This window comes from Suilimivivens sp. (assembly GCF_037359455.1).
Classification (GTDB): Bacteria; Bacillota; Clostridia; order Lachnospirales; family Lachnospiraceae; genus Suilimivivens; species Suilimivivens aceti.
This window is the reverse complement of sequence record NZ_JAXXXI010000056.1, coordinates 18,132-37,949: the sequence shown is the minus strand read 5'-3', so window position 1 is coordinate 37,949 and position 19,818 is coordinate 18,132. Positions and strand designations below refer to the sequence as shown.

Annotated in this window: 17 protein-coding genes and 1 other RNA gene; 1 reads left to right on the top strand and 17 read right to left on the bottom strand. The window is 47.8% G+C overall.

The genetic code is table 11. The features are described from left to right. Positions 1-69 precede the first annotated feature (69 nt). The 13 genes from WJQ40_RS12695 to gpr form a co-directional block, all read right to left on the bottom strand. The gene (locus tag WJQ40_RS12695) at positions 70-1,074 is read right to left on the bottom strand and encodes a hypothetical protein (protein WP_337540649.1); all 1,005 of its coding nucleotides are present in this window, start codon (positions 1,072-1,074) and stop codon (positions 70-72) included. Between the two features lie 355 nt (positions 1,075-1,429). Next, on the bottom strand, positions 1,430-1,600 hold the full coding sequence (locus WJQ40_RS12690) for a chorismate--pyruvate lyase (protein ID WP_337403689.1): 171 nt from the start codon (positions 1,598-1,600) through the stop codon (positions 1,430-1,432). A 41-nt stretch (positions 1,601-1,641) separates the two neighbouring features. Then, a complete protein-coding gene (locus WJQ40_RS12685; protein ID WP_337540648.1) occupies positions 1,642-2,850 on the bottom strand; it encodes a type II secretion system F family protein in 1,209 nt (402 codons plus the stop codon). A 29-nt stretch (positions 2,851-2,879) separates the two neighbouring features. Continuing rightward, entirely contained in the window at positions 2,880-4,586 is a 1,707-nt protein-coding gene (locus WJQ40_RS12680; RefSeq protein WP_337540644.1) for an ATPase, T2SS/T4P/T4SS family, read from the bottom strand. A 102-nt stretch (positions 4,587-4,688) separates the two neighbouring features. Beyond that, the gene (locus WJQ40_RS12675) at positions 4,689-5,462 is read right to left on the bottom strand and encodes a PD-(D/E)XK nuclease family transposase (RefSeq protein WP_337540642.1); all 774 of its coding nucleotides are present in this window, start codon (positions 5,460-5,462) and stop codon (positions 4,689-4,691) included. A gap of 21 nt (positions 5,463-5,483) precedes the next feature. Then, positions 5,484-6,686: a DNA-processing protein DprA gene (gene dprA / locus WJQ40_RS12670; protein ID WP_337540640.1), complete on the bottom strand. Its 1,203-nt coding sequence runs from the start codon at positions 6,684-6,686 to the stop codon at positions 5,484-5,486. A gap of 16 nt (positions 6,687-6,702) precedes the next feature. After that, positions 6,703-8,256: a YifB family Mg chelatase-like AAA ATPase gene (locus WJQ40_RS12665; protein WP_337540638.1), complete on the bottom strand. Its 1,554-nt coding sequence runs from the start codon at positions 8,254-8,256 to the stop codon at positions 6,703-6,705. Positions 8,257-8,580: 324 nt separating this feature from the next. Next, entirely contained in the window at positions 8,581-9,636 is a 1,056-nt protein-coding gene (locus WJQ40_RS12660) for a type IV pilus twitching motility protein PilT (protein ID WP_262573516.1), read from the bottom strand. Beyond that, the gene (gene sigK, locus WJQ40_RS12655) at positions 9,623-10,264 is read right to left on the bottom strand and encodes an RNA polymerase sporulation sigma factor SigK (RefSeq protein WP_118797579.1); all 642 of its coding nucleotides are present in this window, start codon (positions 10,262-10,264) and stop codon (positions 9,623-9,625) included. The genes WJQ40_RS12660 and sigK overlap by 14 nt, the downstream gene beginning before the upstream one ends. A gap of 113 nt (positions 10,265-10,377) precedes the next feature. After that, on the bottom strand, positions 10,378-11,553 hold the full coding sequence (gene hemW / locus WJQ40_RS12650; RefSeq protein ID WP_337540636.1) for a radical SAM family heme chaperone HemW: 1,176 nt from the start codon (positions 11,551-11,553) through the stop codon (positions 10,378-10,380). Beyond that, positions 11,543-13,357 carry a translation elongation factor 4 gene (lepA, locus tag WJQ40_RS12645; protein ID WP_262573523.1) on the bottom strand — a complete coding sequence of 605 codons (1,815 nt, stop codon included), beginning with the start codon at positions 13,355-13,357 and terminating at the stop codon, positions 11,543-11,545. The genes hemW and lepA overlap by 11 nt, the downstream gene beginning before the upstream one ends. A 61-nt stretch (positions 13,358-13,418) precedes the next feature. Beyond that, a complete protein-coding gene (locus WJQ40_RS12640; protein ID WP_337540633.1) occupies positions 13,419-14,741 on the bottom strand; it encodes a stage II sporulation protein P in 1,323 nt (440 codons plus the stop codon). Positions 14,742-14,784: 43 nt separating this feature from the next. Then, positions 14,785-15,696 carry a GPR endopeptidase gene (gpr, locus tag WJQ40_RS12635; protein WP_118797575.1) on the bottom strand — a complete coding sequence of 304 codons (912 nt, stop codon included), beginning with the start codon at positions 15,694-15,696 and terminating at the stop codon, positions 14,785-14,787. Between the two features lie 234 nt (positions 15,697-15,930). On the opposite strand from gpr, the gene rpsT reads away from it, so the two are divergent. After that, complete coding sequence (rpsT, locus tag WJQ40_RS12630) at positions 15,931-16,194, top strand: 30S ribosomal protein S20 (RefSeq protein WP_118797574.1); 264 nt, start codon at positions 15,931-15,933, stop codon at positions 16,192-16,194. A 63-nt stretch (positions 16,195-16,257) separates the two neighbouring features. On the opposite strand, the gene WJQ40_RS12625 is transcribed toward rpsT, so the two are convergent. The 4 genes from WJQ40_RS12625 to WJQ40_RS12610 form a co-directional block, all read right to left on the bottom strand. Next, positions 16,258-16,956, bottom strand: coding sequence for a serine protease (locus WJQ40_RS12625; RefSeq protein ID WP_337540630.1), 699 nt, complete (start codon positions 16,954-16,956; stop codon positions 16,258-16,260). Positions 16,957-16,992: 36 nt separating this feature from the next. Further along, positions 16,993-17,343, bottom strand: an RNA gene (rnpB, locus tag WJQ40_RS12620) — RNase P RNA component class A. Positions 17,344-17,368: 25 nt separating this feature from the next. Further along, positions 17,369-19,015, bottom strand: a complete 1,647-nt coding sequence (locus tag WJQ40_RS12615) for a nucleoside kinase (protein ID WP_337540628.1) — start codon at positions 19,013-19,015, stop codon at positions 17,369-17,371. A gap of 18 nt (positions 19,016-19,033) precedes the next feature. Beyond that, positions 19,034-19,816 carry a class I SAM-dependent methyltransferase gene (locus tag WJQ40_RS12610; RefSeq protein WP_337540626.1) on the bottom strand — a complete coding sequence of 261 codons (783 nt, stop codon included), beginning with the start codon at positions 19,814-19,816 and terminating at the stop codon, positions 19,034-19,036. Positions 19,817-19,818: the final 2 nt, after the last annotated feature.

Genomic DNA, 19,818 nt, shown 5'->3' with positions numbered 1-19,818 from the left:
GCTATCGTCTCCCATGTTTCTTCCGTCAGGTTTCCATAGGCTTCTTATATCTGATCCAGTACTCCCGGCTTATCTCTCCGCCCGGCAGGCATTTTTCTCTCTTATCTCGTCGATTGTTTTCTGTCTGCACTCCACTGCTGCCCTGATATCTTTATCCGAAAAATTCCGGTTGATCATATTTTGGATTATTGAGGTCTTTCCTTCTTCTCTTCCTTCTTCTCTTCCTTCCTCTCTCCCTCTGGCTCTCTCGTCTGCCAGTATCTCTTTCCATGCACTGTCCATATCGTATCCTTCTCCTTCCTCTTCCGTTTTCTGATACCTCTTCTTTTTCTTTAATAGTTCCGGCCAGTCTGTCAGTGTCGCTATCGTCTCCCATGTTTCTTCCGTCAGGTTTCCATAGGCTTTATCCTGCAGCAGATTCAGAATTCCCTGTTTGTTTCCACGACAGTTCAGGATCTGAAACACTTCCCTGATATCCGTATGATAGTGGCTCAGATCTGTCTGTTCATTGACACAGACAAGCCACATCGGATAATCCCTGAACAGCAGACTGTCCTCACGTCCTCTCCCTGCAGCTTCAAAGTTCATCATATGCCAGAGATCTCTCGGTCCATCCCATGGCTCCCTTCCATAATACAGGCACATGGTATAAACCGGATGCAGACGGTCTGTTTTCATCACCCTGCAAAGTCTTTCTGCCGTAGTCGGCATTACCTTCTTTTCCAGGATCAGCCTGCTGTTCTTCTGCTGAAGCTCCCGGAGCTGCTTCATATATTCCTGTGCATCATAGTTCATACAGCGCACCGGCATGCTGTAATCCACATATTTCTGTGCTTCCACTGCCAGGATCCGGAGCTGTGTGCCGCAGGATAAATACATCTTCACATCCCGTTCTCTTCTTTTCTTCTGCAGGGGACTTTCTTTTTCTCTCTGCTCTGCATATTTTTCAGAGGCTGACAGCAGCTCCTCCGGAAGTATCACCCGCTTTCCCAGAAACAGGCTCCCGTTAAAAAGATCTGCAAACCGCTCCTTATCCTGCAGGAATTCCTCCATACATATTGCATCCTTCCCCATAGATCTCCTCCTTTTCTCCAGAAGATCCACCAGGTATAAAATGGATGCAGGACTGTCCTTCAAAAATATACAGTCCATCAGTATCAGACAGGATCCTCTGCTTTTCATGTTTGGAATAAAAGCACGGACTTTTCTGATTTCTGACAGATCATTCAGAAGGGAAGATTCCCTGTAGACCAGCCTGTTTCCAGCATCAGCATGAAACCGTCTCTGACATCCTTTACAAATGTCATTAAAACAAGCTGTAAAAAAAGAAAACTTCTATGCTTTGATTTCAAAATATCATAGAAGTTTTCATTTGTCAATAAACGTTATTTCGTTTATTCTATCTGTTTGTTATGTTTTATTTCTAATTTCAGATCATCTGATAGCTGAGCCACTCATACTTAAGCCTGCTGCCCTCCTGGATCTCAGGTGGAAGCAGTGCCCTTGCCACCAGCTTCAGCTCATCACTTTCAATATCGGTACGTTTCAAATTGGCATAGTCACCATCTATACTGACTACTTCATAATAAAAAGTCTCCATTTTCCCTCCCTGGTCACACAGTATCCGGAACGCCTGACGGCTTAACCGATCGATTCATATAAGGTAAGCATAGGCTGCATGATCGCCATGATCAGGACACCTACTACGATTGCCATGACAACAATGATCATGGGCTCCATCAGTGCCATAACCTGCTCTGTGGCCACCTGTACATCATCTTCGTAGTAATTGGCTACATTTTCCAGCATGGTTTCAATATTACCGGTTTCTTCACCAATAGATACCATATGTACTACCATCGGAGGAAAAAGTCCACAGGTCTTTAGTGGTCTTGACAGTGCCATACCTCTCATAACCTGATCTTTGGCATCCATCATGGCCTTTTTATAGTGGACATTTTCCATGGATCTTCCTGTGATCTCGATCGCATCCATCATTGGCACTCCGGCACCAAGCAGTGTACATAAGGTTCTTCCCAGTCTGGCACACTCACTCTTTGTCTGGAGCTTTCCAAAAACGGGGATTTTCAGTGCAATGCCGCCAAGTACAAATTTACCCGACGGGCTTGCCGCATAAGCCTTAAATAAAGCAATCGCTGCTGCCACTACCAAAAGGATCAGCCACCATTTGGCTATTACAAAATCACTCATATTTACAACTGCCTGCGTGATCGGTGGCAGCTCTGTATCCAGCTCCGCAAACATTCCCATGAAATTCGGGATAACCCAGATCATCATAAGGAAAAGAACGCCAACCATAACTACTAACAGTACAATCGGGTAGATCATGGCTTTTTTTACTGACTGTTTCAGTTTGTTTTCTTTTTCGAACTGTACCGCCATACGCTCAAAGGCAACCTCCATGCTTCCGGAAGCCTCTCCTGCCTCTACCATATTGCAGAGCATGCTTGGAAATACCTTGGAATGCTTCTTCATGGCTCCTGCCATGGATTCACCCTTTGACACATCTTCATATACTTCACCCAGAGCTTTTTTCAGCGTTCTGTTTTCAGTCTGATCCCTCATCATTTCCAGCGCATTGATGATGCTGACACCGGCACTGATGATACTGACAAACTGCCGGCAGAAAATACTGTAATCCCTGGCACTTACCCTGCCTCCCAGAGAAAAATTGATATCTCTGTTCATCAGACTGGCTTCCGATACACTTAAGATAACATTTTTTTGTGCTTTCAGGACACCGGTAACCTGCTCTATACTTTTCCCCTCCATGGTGCCCTTTTTTTCTTTTCCTTCCGGGGTGATCACCCGGTACTGAAATTCAGCCATTTTGCTTCTGCTCCCCTGTCCTTTTCTCTTTAATCTGCTTCATAATCATAGGCAACCTTGATCATTTCAGCACAGCTTGTAATACCTTCTTTGACTTTTTTGGCTGCTGCCATACGAAGTGTACTCATTCCTTCGGAAACAGCAATTTCCTGCAGTTCATCTGCTGTCACTTTATCATGGATCCGGTTACGGAGCTTTGCAGTAACCGGCATGATCTCATAGATCGCAGTACGTCCTCTGTAACCAATGCCTCCACAGTCTTCACAGCCTACCGGTTCATATACCGTCTGAGGCATGCTTGCAGGCACCATCAGAAGCTTCTTTTCCTGATCTGTAGCCTCTCTTGCCTTGCGGCACTTTGGACAGAGCTTTCTAACCAGACGCTGTGCAATAATACCCACCACAGAATCACCGATCAGGTAGGGCTCCACACCCATATCGATCAGACGGGTAATGGATGCTGCTGTTGAATTTGTATGCAGTGTGGAAATAACAAGGTGTCCGGTAATGGAAGCCTTAACGGCGATGCCGGCTGTTTCTCCGTCTCGGATTTCTCCGATCATTATGATATCCGGATCCTGACGGAGAATGGAACGCAGGGCATTGGCAAAGGTCAGGTCTGCCTTGACATTTACCTGCACCTGGTTTACACCATCCACATTGGCTTCCACAGGATCTTCTACGGTGATAATATTAACCTCTTCACGGTTCAGTTCGCTCAGAACAGTATAACAGGTCGTTGATTTACCACTTCCGGTAGGTCCCGTTACCAGAATGATTCCATGAGGATTTTTCAGGATACCATCCAGTCTTTCCTCATCCTCCGGTGTAAGGCCGAGATATTTCTTTTCTCTGGAAAGACCATCCTTGGCGGTAAGACGCATAACCGTCTTTTCTCCAAATACAGTAGGAAGCACGGAAACACGGACATCATATTCCCGGTTATCTACCTGCAGGGTCAGCCGGCCGTCCTGTGGCTTTCTCTTCTCGGAAATATCAAGTCCTGACATGATCTTGACCCTGGCTACCATAGCCGGCAGGAGTGTGGTGTTGTAATCCATCACTTCACGCAGGGCACCGTCAATACGGTAACGGATCCGCAGGTTTCTCTCCAGTGGTTCAATATGGATATCACTGGCTCCCTGACGGATCGCCTGCTCCAGCATAGTCCTTACGATCTTTACAATCGGTGCATTGTCTACTTCTGCGTTGGATGCACTCTCTTCTTCCTCTCTCAGTTCATCCGCATGCTCCAGCTGATACTGGGCTGCAGCCTCCATCGCCTGCTTCTTACCAAACATACGGTCAATCTGCATGGCGATCTGGGCGGTCGGTGCAAAATAAGGCACAACCTCCATACCTGTGATCAGGCTGACATCATCAATCGCCGGCAGATACATGGGATCCGACATGGCAATCTTAAGGATATTGGAATTATTCTCATCTATGGCAAAGGGTACCAGTTCATATTTCTTCATGATATCCTCCGGCACCAGACGGATCGCAGCATCCTGCAATCCCTCCTTCCGGAGGTCTACTGATTCTACGCCAAGCTGCCTGCTCAGGACATCAGCAAAATCCTTCTGCGACACATATCCAAGTGCGATCAGTGTTTCCCCAAGCTTCGTCTTTCTGATCTTCTGCTCCGAGAGTGCGGTATCAAGCTGCTGCTGTGTGATCATCCCCTGTGAAAGCAGCAGATCTCCGATTCGTACTCTTTTTCCAAACAATGCCATACCTACCTATACCCCTGTCTGTCTTTTCTTTTGTTCTTACTTTGCTTATTATACCGTTTCTGAACAGTTTCTGCAATCATGGAGATGAAGCAGGAGCTGTCTCTACACCAACGTCATCAGTTTGCTTTCTGCTTCCTTGTACTCATCTTCCGAATACTCAAGTTCCAGAATAAGTGACTTGTCAAATCCTTTTTTTATCAACCGTTGTATCGCACTGATTCTTTCACGAGTTCTTTCTTCCTCAAGGCACTCTTCCATTATTTTACACATAGTTGATACACCCCTTTCGCTTTTCAGTTCCTGAAATCTTCTTGTCACCGCCGGAAATGCAGTGCTAGAAACCATTTCCGCTTTAAAGCATTTCATCAATTCTGCAATATTGCTCCCATCATCAACTGCTGTATTGACAAATATTTCATGCAGTCCATCATCAACTGTTGTTCCAGTCTCCCGGATGGTCTTGTCAACATGATACACCGTCAGTCCTTCTTTCAGAAAGTCAAATTCTGAAATATACACGATATATAAAGTAACAACACCCTTATACTTTTCTCCCGTCTGTGACTCTCTGACCGTTATGCTGGATGCATTAAACCTTGCCCTTTTCAGATGATCATCATTATCCATTCGTTGTACTTCAATATTACATCTTATACCACTTCCAAGGGTACAAAGTGCATCTAGTCTCACTGATCTGCCATACAGATTCCGTTCACTGCTCTGTACGATAACGTCCTGTACTGTCAGGTTTACGTCTTCCAGTATTGTCCTTAAAATTTCCTGACAGGCCGGAATATCTTTTGCAAACACTTCAAAAAATACATCGTCTATCAGACGAAATTTCTGTACTCTTTGTACTTTTTCCTGTAAATCCATGTTCTTCCCTATTATACCATCTCAGTCAGAATACGCAACTGCTCTGGCAAACCAGTTGCCGGATACCTGTCTGGCTTTTCCTTCTATGCACAGGCCAATCAGCTCTGTCAGCAGTTCCTGCATGGTCAGCTTCATTCCCTTTTGCCTTGCTGACTCATACAGGGCATCCGCTGACTTTGGTTCCAGATCAAGAAGTCCCAGTATCCCATCCTCCGCTGACAGTTCAAGGCTCATTTGTCCGCTGATCTGCTTATCCTGCTCCTGCCGCCTTCGTTTCTTCTGCAGGTCTTTTGTCCTGTCACTGCCATTCCCCCTGTTTTTCAGCATCACAAGCTCTGCGATCAGATCTTCCGGAGACAGTACCAAACCACAGCCCTGCCGGATCAGAAGATTGCAGCCATCGCTGAGGCGGTCAGTCAGTCTCCCCGGCACTGCATACACATCCTTTCCCTGTTCCAGTGCCATATCTACCGTAATAAAGGTACCACTTTTCTGTCTGGCCTCTATCACAAGGACTGCATCTGAAAGACCTGCCACAATGCTGTTCCTGTAAGGAAAAAGCTGCTTTTTCGGCGGTGTTCCCGGTACAAAAGGGGAAATCACACCGCCCTGTACACAGATCCTGTCATAAAGTCCCCGTTGGGACGCCGGATAGCAGACATCTGCGCCGCACCCAAGTACAGCATAGGTTCTTCCACCGCCATCAAGTGCCGCCTTCTGTGCAATACCATCAATCCCTCTCGCCATGCCGCTGACTACCCGGATTCCAGCCCTTCCCAGCCGTTCCCCAAATGCACTAGCCGCATAGCTTCCATATTCAGAACAGTCTCTGGCACCGATCACCGCTACCGTACAGTCCCTTTCCCTCGGCAGTTCTCCCATGCAGTAAAGTGCCATGGGCGGGCTTGCCATGGCAAACAGCCTCCTTGGATACTCCCTGTGAAAAACCGTGATCATACGGATCTGTTTCTTCTGCAGCTCCTCAAAGGCCTGTTCCAGCTTCCACTCCTTCCGAAACTGCTCAAAAGCCTCGGCCTTTCTTTCTGCCACCTTATCCCGCCAGCCCCAGCCTATCAGCTTTTCCTTCAGCTCCTGCCTGCTCATCTGGTAGATCTGTGACGGGCTTTCACAGTTCTCCAGCAAAAGCACAGCCGCTTTTTCCGAAAGCTCCGGTATATTGTGGAGCCAGAAAAGATATGGCTCCTCCTTCTTCGTTATTTTCATATGTATTAATTCCTTTTCACTCCTGTCCCTGACAGTAGCAGGCTGCCTCCAGAAGATCCTCCTTCCTCACGATCTCACTGCCTGCAAGATCCGCAATTGTTCTTGCCACCTTCAGCAGCTTATGGCAGGCTCTTGCTCCCAGCTTCATGGAAGTATAAATCTGTTCCAGTACCTGTTCTTCCTTTCTACCAAGCTTACAGAAGCTGCGGATATTTCCTGCTGTAAGCTGTGCATTGAACCTTATCCCTGTGTCCCGGTACCGGAAGTCCTGCCGGCTTCTTGCTTCCATCACCATATTTCTCATACCTTCACTGCTTTCCCCTCTTTTTCTGTTCTCCGGATCCCGCAGCATGGAAAATTCCGTTTCCTTCAGCCGGATCTGCAGATCGATCCGGTTCAGGATCGGCCCGGAAAGATGGGAAATGTACTGATGGATCTCATACGGCGTGCAGCGGCACCTGTTTCTGTCCGGAAAGTAGCCACAGGGACAGGGGTTCATCGCCCCTACCAGCATAAATTCTGTAGGATAGGTAACATTCCCCCGGGTTCTGGTAATCTGTATCTTCCTGTCTTCCAGTGGCTGTCTGAGCAGATCCAGTGTCTTTCTGGAAAACTCCGGCAATTCATCAAGAAACAGTACCCCTCTGTGTGCCAGACTGACCACGCCAGGGCTTGGACGCACACCGCCGCCCGCAAGAGCCTGCGGTGTCAGGGAATGATGAGGACTGACAAAGGGACGCCTTCTTGAGGATGCCCGCGTTCCATCGAGAAGTCCGGCTATGCTGTAAACAGAAGCAACCTCCAGTCTCTCCTCTTCCGAAAGAGGAGGCAGGATCGTAGGGATCCTCCTTGCCAGCATGGTTTTGCCACAGCCCGGCGGTCCGCAGAAAAGCAGATGATGAAATCCGGCTGCTGCGATCATTGCCGCTCTCTTGCCGCTTTCCTGTCCAGATACCTCCGAAAAATCCATTTCTGTCTCATTTCCCTGCAGAAGATCATCCTGTTTTTCTGTCATAAGTTCCCGGATAGATTTATTTTCCCATTCCTTCTGTTCTGCTTCGCTCATTTTTAAATATTCAACAGCTTCTGTCAGACTGCCTATACCTGCGATCCGTCCTTTTCCGATCAGCCTTGCCTCCTGCAGATTCTCAAGCGGCACAAGAAACCTTGTGATCCCCGCCCGCAGACCTTCCCCGACCATGGGAAGTATGCCTCGCACCTTCCGTATCTCCCCATTCAGTCCAAGCTCTCCAAGGATCATCATTCCTTCTGTCTCTTTCTCTGTAAGCCTCTCCATTGCTGTCAGTACAGCCAGGGCAACCGGCAGATCAAAACCCGTTCCCTCCTTCCTGACATCAGCAGGTGAAAGGTTCACTGCAATATGCATGGCAGGAAGGTGTATCCCGTTATTTTTCAGCGCGATCCTGACACGTTCTGCGGATTCCCGTACTTCCCCCGACAGGTGCCCGACCATGATAAAGCACGGAAGTCCCGCAGAAAGATCCACCTCCACCTGTACCAGACAGCTTTCCATGCCAAGCACCGTTCCCGATAAAATTGTACTGTACAAAAAAACCTCCTTTTCTTCAGATAGATGTACTGCTCTGTGAATAAAAATGATTGTGAAAATTTGAAATGTTCAGGATCTGAAATGGAGATCCCGGTTTGAAACAGCAGATCTGCAAAAATGTTCTCTTCTCTGCTGTCAGGAATACAAAAAGCCTGCCACATGTCAGTCTTTCTGTATTATTTGATATAAAAAAGATACAGTAAATGTAATCACTGTATTGATTGCATTTACTGTATCTGATTTTCGAATATTTGTCAAGAGTGGAAATCCAGTTCTTTTCACAACCTGTTTCCAGAATCACTTTCCGTATCTGGTTTCAACGGATCAGAATATTTTATTTTCCATGCCGTCAGGATCCTGTGCAAACTGGATCGCCATCTCTCTGTCGATCTTGCCTTCATAATAAAGCTGTGCAATGGCCTCATCCATAGCGATCATGCCTGCCTTCCGGTTGGTCTGCATGACGCTCATAAGCTGGTGGGATTTGCCTTCACGGATCAGATTCCGCACTGCATGGTTGGCATGAAGTACCTCAAATGCTGCCACACGTCCCCTGCCGTCCGCTTTCGGGATCAGCTGCTGGGAAATAACCGCTTCCAGTACATTGGCGAGCTGTACACGGATCTGTTGCTGCTGATGGGGTGGGAAGACGTCGATCACACGGTCTACGGTACTGGCTGCCCCGATAGTATGTAAGGTAGACAGAACAAGGTGTCCTGTCTCCGCTGCCGTAATGGCAACACTGATTGTTTCAAAGTCACGCATCTCTCCTACCAGAATGACATCCGGATCTTCACGGAGTGCAGCCCTGAGGGCATTGGCATAGCTCTGGGAATCCAGTCCGATCTCTCTCTGGTTTACCATGGACATCTTATGACGGTGAAGATACTCGATCGGATCTTCCAGCGTGATCACATGACACTCCCTGTTATTGTTGATCTTGTCAATGATAGCCGCCAGTGTGGTAGATTTACCGCTTCCGGTAGGGCCTGTTACCAGGACAAGTCCTCTTTTTCTCTGATAAAGGTCAATGACAGAGGCGGGTACACCAAGGACCTCCGGCGAAGGTACCTCTGTTCCTACCAGTCTCAGGGCGATTGCCACAGACCCCCTCTGCTTATAGGCATTGACACGATACCTTCCAAGCTCAGGAATAGAAAAAGACATATCATGCTCTCCCTTTTCCTCGAATTTCGCCCGCTGGACCGGATCCATGATCTCATCTGCCAGGGCTTCCGTATCCGGTGGCAGCAGCCTTTCAAAATCCATGGTGATCAGCTGGCCGTTCACTCTCATTTTCGGCGGTACTCCTACTGTAATATGCAGATCGGATGCCCCCGCATCCTTTGCAATTGCAAGCATTTCTTTAATCGTAGCCATGTTCAAACCCTTCCCTCAGTTTCAATAACGCACGTTTTTCTATTCGTGAGACATAGCTTCTGGATATATGAAGCATCTCTCCGATCTCACGCTGTGTAACTTCCTCTCCATTCAGAAGACCATACCTCAGATAAATGATCTCTCTTTCCCTCTCGTTCAGAACTGTAGAAAGCAGAATACGGAGCCGTCCGGTATTTTCACACAGTTCCATCTGATCCGTAACATCTGTCTGCTCCTGTTCGATCACGTCCAGCAGATTGATTTCATTTCCTTCTTTATCTGTACCAATGGGATCATAGAGCGAAACTTCCTTTGCCGTTTTTTTTCTGGATCTGAGAAGCATAAGCAGCTCATTATCAATGCAGCGTGAAGCGTAGGTACTCAGCTTTCCCCTGACGGCATCGAAGGAGGAAATTGCCTTGATCAGCCCGATCGTCCCAATGGAGATCAGATCCTCCATGTCCTCATCCACATTCTGATATTTTTTGGCAATGTGGGCCACCAGGCGCAGATTCCTTTCAATCAGGATATTCCTTGCTCTCATAGCTTCTTCGCCGCTTCCCTCTTTTAACAGTCGTAAATAATAGGCCTCTTCCGAAGCGGTCAATGGCTGACTGAATGTTTTCAAAAAGGGCGCCCCCAAAGTCATTTTTATTATTCTATGACTTCCAAGGCGCTGCAGTGCCTTTCCACAAAACTAATTATACAAATTTCACTTTCTGATTGCAACTGCCTGGTCTTTTAATCAAACAGAAACTCCGCCATCACCCGGTTGCTGACATCCAGCCCGAGCTCTGTAAGCTTTAATCTGTCTCCTTCCTGCACAAGAAGTCCTTCCCTGATCAGCTTCTCCGAAATACCCGGATAAACGTCCATAAATTTCTTTCCAAAGGTCTTAAAGAAGTGCTTTTTGGAAACCCCTTCTGTCAGGCGGAGTCCAAGGAACATAAACTCTTCCATCTGCTCCCGCTCTGTCAGATGACTGACCTCCTGTCTGAGGTGTTCCGTCAGCTGTCCTGTCAGAGGCCTATCTGCAGCTTCCCCAGAAAGGAGCTTCAGATACGTCTGCAGATCCCGTATATTTGAAAATCTTGTTTCCTGCATCAGTGACGCTGCCCCGATGCCAAAGCCAAGATATTCCCCCCGCTCCCAGTAAACCCGGTTATGCCGGCATTCACAGCCTTCCCTGGCATAATTGGAGATCTCATACCTGTGATATCCGGCGGCCTTTAAAATATCATTCGTTATTTTATAGAAGAGCCGATCCATTTCTTCATCCGGCAATACCGGTGTATTCTCGTAAAACGGCGTTCCTTCCTCAATGATCAGACTGTATGCCGATATATGTGACGGCGGTCTGTCCAGGGAAAGGAGCTGTCTTAACGTATCCTGACAGGATTCCAGCGTCTGCTCCGGTATGGCAGACATAAGATCTACATTTATATTATTAAATCCTGATTTAATAGCCATGCTGTATGTCTGGAAGAAGTCCTCTGTACTGTGGATCCTGCCAAGTGCCTGAAGCTCATTTTCCTGCAGGGACTGCACCCCGATGCTCAGCCTGTTAATACCGGCAGCATAATACGCAGCCAGCTTGTCTGCATCCACAGTTCCCGGATTCACCTCTATCGTGATCTCCGCATCCTCTGCCAGGCTGAAGGCTCTGCGCAGAGCTTCCATGATCTGGCAGATCCGTTCCTTTTTCAGAATGGACGGTGTGCCGCCGCCAAAGAATACTGTCCGCACCTCATGATCCGGATACAGCTTTCCTGCTGCCTCTATCTCCCGGCAAAGACAGGAAGCATAAGCCTCCATCGTTTCCCCGGATGCCGGTGCTGACAGAAAATCACAGTAAAGACATTTCCGTACGCAGAATGGAATATGAATATAAATACTTAATGGCCGCTTAGTTTTCATCCAGCTTCAGTACGCTCATGAATGCCTTCTGAGGGATCTCCACGTTGCCGATCTGGCGCATACGCTTCTTTCCCTCCTTCTGCTTCTCCAGGAGCTTCTTCTTTCTTGAAATATCGCCGCCATAACACTTGGCAAGAACATCCTTACGCATGGCCTTTACTGTTTCCCTTGCAATGACCTTGCCGCCTACTGCTGCCTGAATGGGGATTTCAAAGAGATGCCTTGGGATCTCCTCCTTCAGCTTCTCGCACATCTTCCGTCCTCTTTCATAAGCGCTGTCACTGTGTACGATAAAGGAAAGGGCATCCACCTCTTCCTTGTTGATCAGAATATCCAGCTTCACCAGATCAGACTGCTCATAGCCCTTCATTTCATAGTCAAAGGACGCATAGCCTCTGGATCTGGACTTCAGGGCATCAAAGAAGTCATAAATGATCTCATTTAAAGGCAGCTCATATTTCAGCAGTGCTCTTGTCTCCTCAATATATTCCATGCCAAGATATCTGCCTCTTCTCTCCTGACACAGCTCCATGATGGATCCGATAAATTCAGTCGTTACCATGATCTCAGCAGAAACAATAGGCTCTTCCATATATTCAATGGATGCCGGATCCGGCAGATTGGAAGGGTTGGTCAGCTCGATCACCTCCCCGTCTGTCTTATGCACCTTGTAGATAACACCGGGGGCTGTGGTCACCAGATCCAGATTGTACTCTCTCTCCAGTCTTTCCTGGATGATCTCCAGATGAAGAAGTCCAAGGAAGCCGCATCGGAAACCAAATCCAAGAGCAATGGAGGTTTCAGGCTCAAAATTCAGGGAAGCATCATTGAGCTGCAGCTTTTCAAGTGCATCCCGGAGATCCGGATATTTGGAGCTGTCCGCCGGATACACGCCGCAGTACACCATGGAATTTACTTTTTTATAACCGGGCAGCGGTTCACTGCAGGGTCTGTCATTATCAGTAACCGTATCGCCGACTCTGGTATCCTTGACATTTTTGATGGATGCCATGATATAGCCTACCATGCCTGCACTAAGTTCCTCACAGGGGATAAACTGTCCTGCCCCAAAATAGCCAACCTCTACTACCTCTGCTGTTGCGCCGGTAGCCATCATGCGGATATTGGTTCCTTTTTTCACACGTCCTTCCCGGATCCTGCAGAAGATGATAACTCCCTTGTAGGAATCATACAGGGAATCAAAGATCAGCGCCTTCAGCGGTGCATCCGGATCGCCTGTAGGTGCCGGGATCTTGTGCACTACTGCTTCCAGTACCTCATCGATCCCAATCCCGTTCTTGGCAGAGATCAGCGGTGCATCAGAAGCATCAAGGCCAATGACGTCCTCGATCTCCTCCTTCACACGCTCCGGCTCTGCACTTGGCAGATCGATCTTGTTGATAACAGGAAAAACCTCCAGATCATGATCCAGTGCCAGATATACATTGGCAAGGGTCTGTGCTTCGATTCCCTGCGCCGCATCCACAACAAGGATAGCACCGTCACAGGCTGCCAGACTCCTGCTCACCTCGTAGTTAAAGTCTACATGTCCTGGCGTGTCGATCAGGTTGAAGATATACTCTTCCCCGTCCTTTGCTGTATAAATGGTCCTGACGGTCTGGGCCTTGATCGTGATGCCTCTTTCCCGTTCCAGCTCCATATTGTCAAGAACCTGTGCCTGCATTTCCCTGCTGGTCAGCAGTCCTGTTTTCTCTATAATTCTGTCTGCCAGGGTGGATTTACCGTGGTCAATATGTGCCACGATACAGAAATTTCTGATTTTACTCTGGTCGATATGCGTCATAAGTACCTCCTTGTGCCGTCAGCAGCCTCTTTTTAGCCATGGCTGCACATTTATCAGCATATCACATCTGGCCGTTCAAAACAATGGAAATGATATGAGCCAGGGGATCACAGGCATTCATGATCTCCTCTACCGTATTTGTCTGCGCACCCAGCTCGACCAGAAGACTCTTCGGGCAGAGGTGCAGATTATAACGATAAGCTTTCAGATAGATCTTTCTGGCAAGACCCGGATAATACTCATTGGCTGCCACCTGCATCTGGAAGGAAAATGCCAGATTTTCCTGCAGATACGGATTTTCCAGATAAGCGATCTTCCCCTTGTTCCTCAGATAGCTCATGCCGTTAAAAAGCATAAACCTGGCTGTCGGCCGTCCATCCAGCTCCATGACCAGCTTCTTTCCTTCCTTCATCTCATCCCTGTGCAGGTCGATCACCACCTGGATGGTTGGATTTTCCGCAAGGATCTGTTCGATGGCTGGCAGCGATTTATTATAGGCCTCATCTCTTGCCTCCACATCATATCCTCCTATGTCATGCATCACGGAAAAGCCATAGGTATCCTGCAGGATCTCCGTAAGCCTCTCACCTGCGCCGACAATCGTGGTTGACGGATCCCCCGGCACAGAATCTGCAAAGTCCTCCAGGGAATGGGTATGATAGATCAGGATATCCGGCCCTTCTGGAGACCTTGTAATCGCCATATCCTGATAGAGAAGCTGATCCAGCCCCACATAGGAGCTGTCAAGACCAGTCGTACCGTCTATGGCATAAAAGTTCGAAACCAGCTTCTCATAATCCCATTTCTCAGACCAGTCATAGGAATACGCCGGAAATGCCGCAGGTTCAAATGCTTTCTCTCCATCCATGCCATCATCCTGCTGAGATTCTCCCTGTGATCCGGTATCCGTATCCTCTTCCTTGTCTGTATTTTCCTGATCATTCTCTTCTGATATTTCTGCCTGATCCATATTTTCCTGATAACCATCATTTTCCTGCTGCATCCTGGCGATCAGATCACTGTCAATATGTAATGCACCTTCCCCATAATCCAGATTTTCTTCATCTATATTTTTCTGATCCTCATCCTCCCCTTCCTGCACCTCATGAAACGTATAGGTATAGAGAGGGAACATCTCTTCCACGGCCTTTCCTGCCGGACTGTCATCTTCCAGTGTCCCCTGCCCCTGTTCCAGAAAAAAAGGCAGAAGACAGGAGTCCGCCAGTGCCCTTTCCATAGCAGCCTCTGCCAGACCTTCCATGATCCTGCCGCCAGTACTTTTTTCTTTTCCGTTTTTCCTTGCAGTTCCCTGTATCAGCAGTCCCAAAACCAGTATGATAATTCCTGCAGTAAGCAGTGCTTTCCTTTTCCATTTCCCTGACATACGGATTCTCTCCACAGGGAAATATATGCCGGAAAACGGACATTCATGCCTGCATATCCAGTGCTCCTTCTATGGCATCACAGATAATATGACTGATCTGCTTGATCTCATAATCCACATCCTTGCCGGTTACATACATATTATACAATTCAGAAAATCCCTCCGGAAAATCCTGCATTCTCATCCATTCCCTGCCTTCCCCGCCAGAAAGCTTTGCAAATGCATCATTCACGATCGTGGCAGCATCTACTACCGTCGGCACGCCAATGGCGATCACCGGTACACCAAGACTTTCCCTGGTGATCACATTTCTGTTGTTTCCCACTCCTGAACCCGGATGGATCCCGGCATCCGAAATCTGAACTGTCCGGTTCAGCCTCCTTATGGATCTGGCTGCCAGCGCATCGATCACAATCACTGCATCCGGCTTTGTCTTCTCCACAACACCTTTTATGATCTCAGCAGATTCCATGCCCGTTTTTGCCATAACTCCCGGAATCAGGGCACTGGTCACATGCATGCGTTCCTTCCCATAGGCTGCCTTTCCGAATTCCTTTACCATATGCCTTGTCACTGTCAGATTATCCACCACATTAGGTCCAAGAGCATCAGCCGTCACATCCCGGTTTCCAAGCCCTACCACCAGGATCGAGCTTTCCTTTTCCAGCTCAGGTATGATCTCTCTAAGCTGCATGGAAAGCTCACCGGAAATTTCCTGATGGTAATTCTCATCCTGCTGTGTCATGGCCGGCGCTTCCAATGTGATATAGGTTCCCATGGGTTTTCCAAGTGCCCTCGCACTGTTTTTCGATGTGATGCTGACTTTTGTGATCCGCACCTCACTGTCCTCATGGTAAACTTCTTCTACTGAAACACCGGAAAGTGATTCCGCTTCCTCCTCCGCATTCTCTCTGGCCTCCAGTGCCAGATCGGTTCTGATCTTAAAGCTGCCCATCTAAATATCCGTCCTTTTTATGCCTGTTTTATCCTGTTTTTCTCATACAGGCTTTTCTGTGCCTTCAGTATGTGCACTTTTATGCAGATTCATGCAATTTCTCTGAAAAATCTATTGACAGACTGCTCCTCTCCGGCTACAATAATATGCGTGTGTGTTGCATTAAGACGTCCGTGTCTCCGGCTTTAATGAAACATCATGGCAACTGATGATTTTATATAGGAGGTAAGAATCATGGCTAACATTAAATCAGCTAAGAAAAGAATTTTAGTCAACAGAACTAAGGCTGAAAGAAATAAGGCGATCAAGTCTGGTGTTAAGACTGCTGTTAAGAAGGTAAATGCTGCAATCGAAGCAAACGATAAGGCTGCTGCTGCCAGCGCACTTGTTGCTGCAACAACCACAATCGACAAGGCTGCTTCCAAGGGCGTATATCACAAGAATACAGCTTCCAGAAAAGTATCCCGTTTAGCTCAGGCTGTCAACAAGATGGCTTAGTTCTTTGGATATCATATAGAATAATAAGCGATCCGGCTCATACCGTCATGTGAGCCGGATTTTTTATTGCCTGTATCTCTCTATCCTTTCTGCAGGTACACCTGCCAGCTCATACTGTTCTGTGGCACCGCACAGAATTCCTATAAGCCTGCCCGAATCATCAAACATCCCGCTGCCGCTCATGCCAGGCACAGCGCCTCCATCTGCATAGATCATTTCACAGCCAAACTCCTCAAGATACCTGTCCGGATCTACCACATACCCGGTAACAAATGAACACTCTCCTGTACTGATTTTATCCGGCATATGGAAAGCATCATTTTTCTGAAGGCTGCTGCTCTCCCTGATCTGCAGAAATTCCCCGGATTTTCCGTCTGCTTCTTTTTCAAAGTATGCCTTTTCCTTTTCTGGCAATTTCTCATAAGGAAGATACACATATCCAAGGTCACATTCTTCCGCTGTGAGAAAAGAAGCAGCCGGCAGCACTGTACCATCCGCAAGCTTAACCTCTATGCTGCCCTGCAGCTCCTTCAGTACATGTCCTGCTGTGATGATCACAAGCACCTGTCTCTCTTCATCATATCCATAAATACAGCCGCTTCCCTCTGCGTTTTCACCCCACAGCACCACAGAAAGCTGCCATATTCTGTTTTCCAGTTCTGCTTCTGAGAGTGCTGCAGATGAGTTTCTGCCTTGAAAAGCCGCCAGCAGTACCAGCAGCAATAGAATACAGGGAAAAAGAGCTGAAAATAATCTCCTCATGGGTTCCTCTTTTAAAAGCTTCCTGAATGAATAAAAATATCAAGCAGGACGATAAGCCGGGTTATGTCGTCGAATGGTCATCTATCTAATACTGCTGTTGCCAGCAGTCTTAAGCAACCTACCTGAAAGCTCACCGGGCCGGTTCAAACGCTTTCTGTTTGGTCTTGCTTCGGATGGGGTTTACATGTGCCCTGTCTGTTACCAGACAGGCGGTAGTCTCTTACACTGCCCTTCCACCCTGGCCGTCATGCATGACATGACGGTGGTACATTTCTGTTGCACTTTCCTTGGAGTCGCCTCCACCGGACGTTATCCGGCATCCTGCCCTGTGAAGCCCGGACTTTCCTCACCTGTCATAAAGACAGCCGCGACCATTTGTCCTACTTGATACATTTATTTACTATAACTTATTTCAGACCGGAAAGCAACTCCCACCGATAAACTCACGGCAGATCGAATTGCTCGGCACATTCTGACTGTCAATTCCCTGTACATATTCCAGGAATTTCAGCAGTCTCTTGGCCTCATAATATTCCGGTTCTCCCGGCTCTATACTGTAAAGGAGCGGTTCTGCGTACTGCTTCAGCACAGAAAGCTCATAGATCAGTACAGAATTAAACATTTCATCCGCTTCCTCCTGGAACGGGAAAATATAGTTTTCCTCACCCCTTCGGACAGAGGGCCACATTTCGATAGTTCTTCTGGCGCTGGCACCCCTTGTTCTGGCATCTCTCACCATCCGGCGGAGAAGACGCCCATCCGTCGTCGGAATGCGGTTATGCTCATCCAGGTTCAGGCTTGTCAGGGCACTGATATAAATTTTGAATTTACTCTCATCCGGAAGGGAATAGGTCGTCTCCGGATTCAGCCCGTGAATCCCCTCGATCACCAGGATATCCTCTTCTCCAAGCTGCTTATATCTGCCGTGGTACTCTCTCTTCCCTGTCTTGAAATTGAATGTGGGAAGTTCAACCCTTTCTCCGCGCAAAAGCCGTTCCATATCCTCATTGAACTGCTTTACATCAATAGCTTCCAGACATTCGAAATTATAATCTCCGTTCTCATCCCTTGGTGTCAGTTCACGGTTCACGAAGTAATCATCCAGTGCGATCGGATGCGGGATTTTTCCATAGGTACGGAGCTGTATGGACAGTCTGTGGGAAAAGGTAGTTTTCCCGGAGGAGGAAGGTCCTGCGATCAGGACAAACTTCACATTGCCCTTTTTCACAATAGTCTCCGCGATCTCCCCAATCCTGCGCTCAAGCAGTGCTTCCTGTACCAGGATCATATCATTCATTTCCCCTGCACAGATCGTATCGTTCAGGTCGCCTACAGAATCAATATTCATCATTTCTCCCCAGTGTGAGGCTGTTCTCAACGTCCGGAACAGCTTTTCCCTGGGACCAAACACTTCAAGCATGCAGGGAGCATCCATCCCCGGCAAAAGCAGCAGCAGTCCTTTTTCATACAGCATCAGGTCAAAATATTTCACGTAGCCTGTATCTGGCAGCATAAAGCCATAATAGTAATCATAGTAGCCATCCAGGCAGTATACATTGGCAAAGGAGCTTCTCTTATACCTAAACAGCTTCCCTTTGTCCTCCATCTTCTGTTTTTTGAAGATCTCCCTGGCTTCATCAATAGAATAGGTCTTCTTGGTGATCGGGATTTTCTCATCTACCAGTTCCTGCATTCTTGCCCGGATCTGCTTTACCATATCCTCTGTCAGCTTTTTTTCCATGCGTACATCACAGTAATAACCGGGGCCAATGGCAAATTCCACTTTGATATTTGCTTCCGGGATCACATCTACTGCCGCCCGAAGCAGTACCATGACTGCCGTTCTTACATATGCCTTGTGGCCAATGCTGTCCTTCAGCGTCAGAAAGGAAAGGGTACAGTCCTTATGCACTGTTTTGATCAGCTCCCGTATCTTACCATCCTCCAGGACAAGTGCTATGGTATTCTCATACCTGTCCTGATAGGCATCCGCAATCTCCTCATAGGTCATTCCATCCGGGTATTCTCCGGTAACCCCGTCTATGGTAATCTTTGCCATCTCAAAGAATCCTCCCTTTTATTGATACAGGCGCTCTGCCTGTGTAAGCAGTGAAAGCTCTGCCTTTAATTCCTCTCTCCGCTTCCTGCACCGCTCACTTTCTTCCTGTCCTCCCATGGCATGGATCAGTCTCAGGATATCCTCCTTCTGCCTGAAAATATATTCATACAGCACCGGATCTCTCTTGGCAAGCAGGCAGGAACCAAAGGCATCGGCCAGCTCCTTTGTAATGCCATCTGGAAGACCACTCTGCTGCCGGCTGCCATCTCCTGCACTGACACATCCTTCTGCCCGGCATATTCCATATACCGGCTTTTTTCGTGCCTTCATCATGGGGTAAAATTTCCCACTCTCCAGGATCATCTCCTCCTGCACGATCGTATATCCTTCTGTGCGCAGGAATTTCCGGAAAAGAGCAAGCTCCGATTGGGGCTGCAGGATCAGCTCCTCAAAATCCTCTGTCTTTTCTTTATCCTTTTTCAGAATGGACTGCATCAGTCTGCCGCCCATTCCTGCAATAACAAGGCTCTGTGCCTCACCTGTCCTGTAGGCATCCAGCCCGTTTGACAGTCTCAGCGTTATGTAACCGGTAAGGCCATGCTTCTCCACATTGATCCTGGCTCTCTCCAGAGGTCCTCTGTTGACATCCATAGCAAGCACGGCATCTGCCCTTCCACTTTCTATCAGATAAATGGAGACGTAGCCATGGTCACAGCCGACATCACAGACCCTTTTCCCGGGAGAAACCAGATCAGCAACCGCCTGCAGCCTCCTGGATAATCCGTTTTTTCCAGTATTCATGG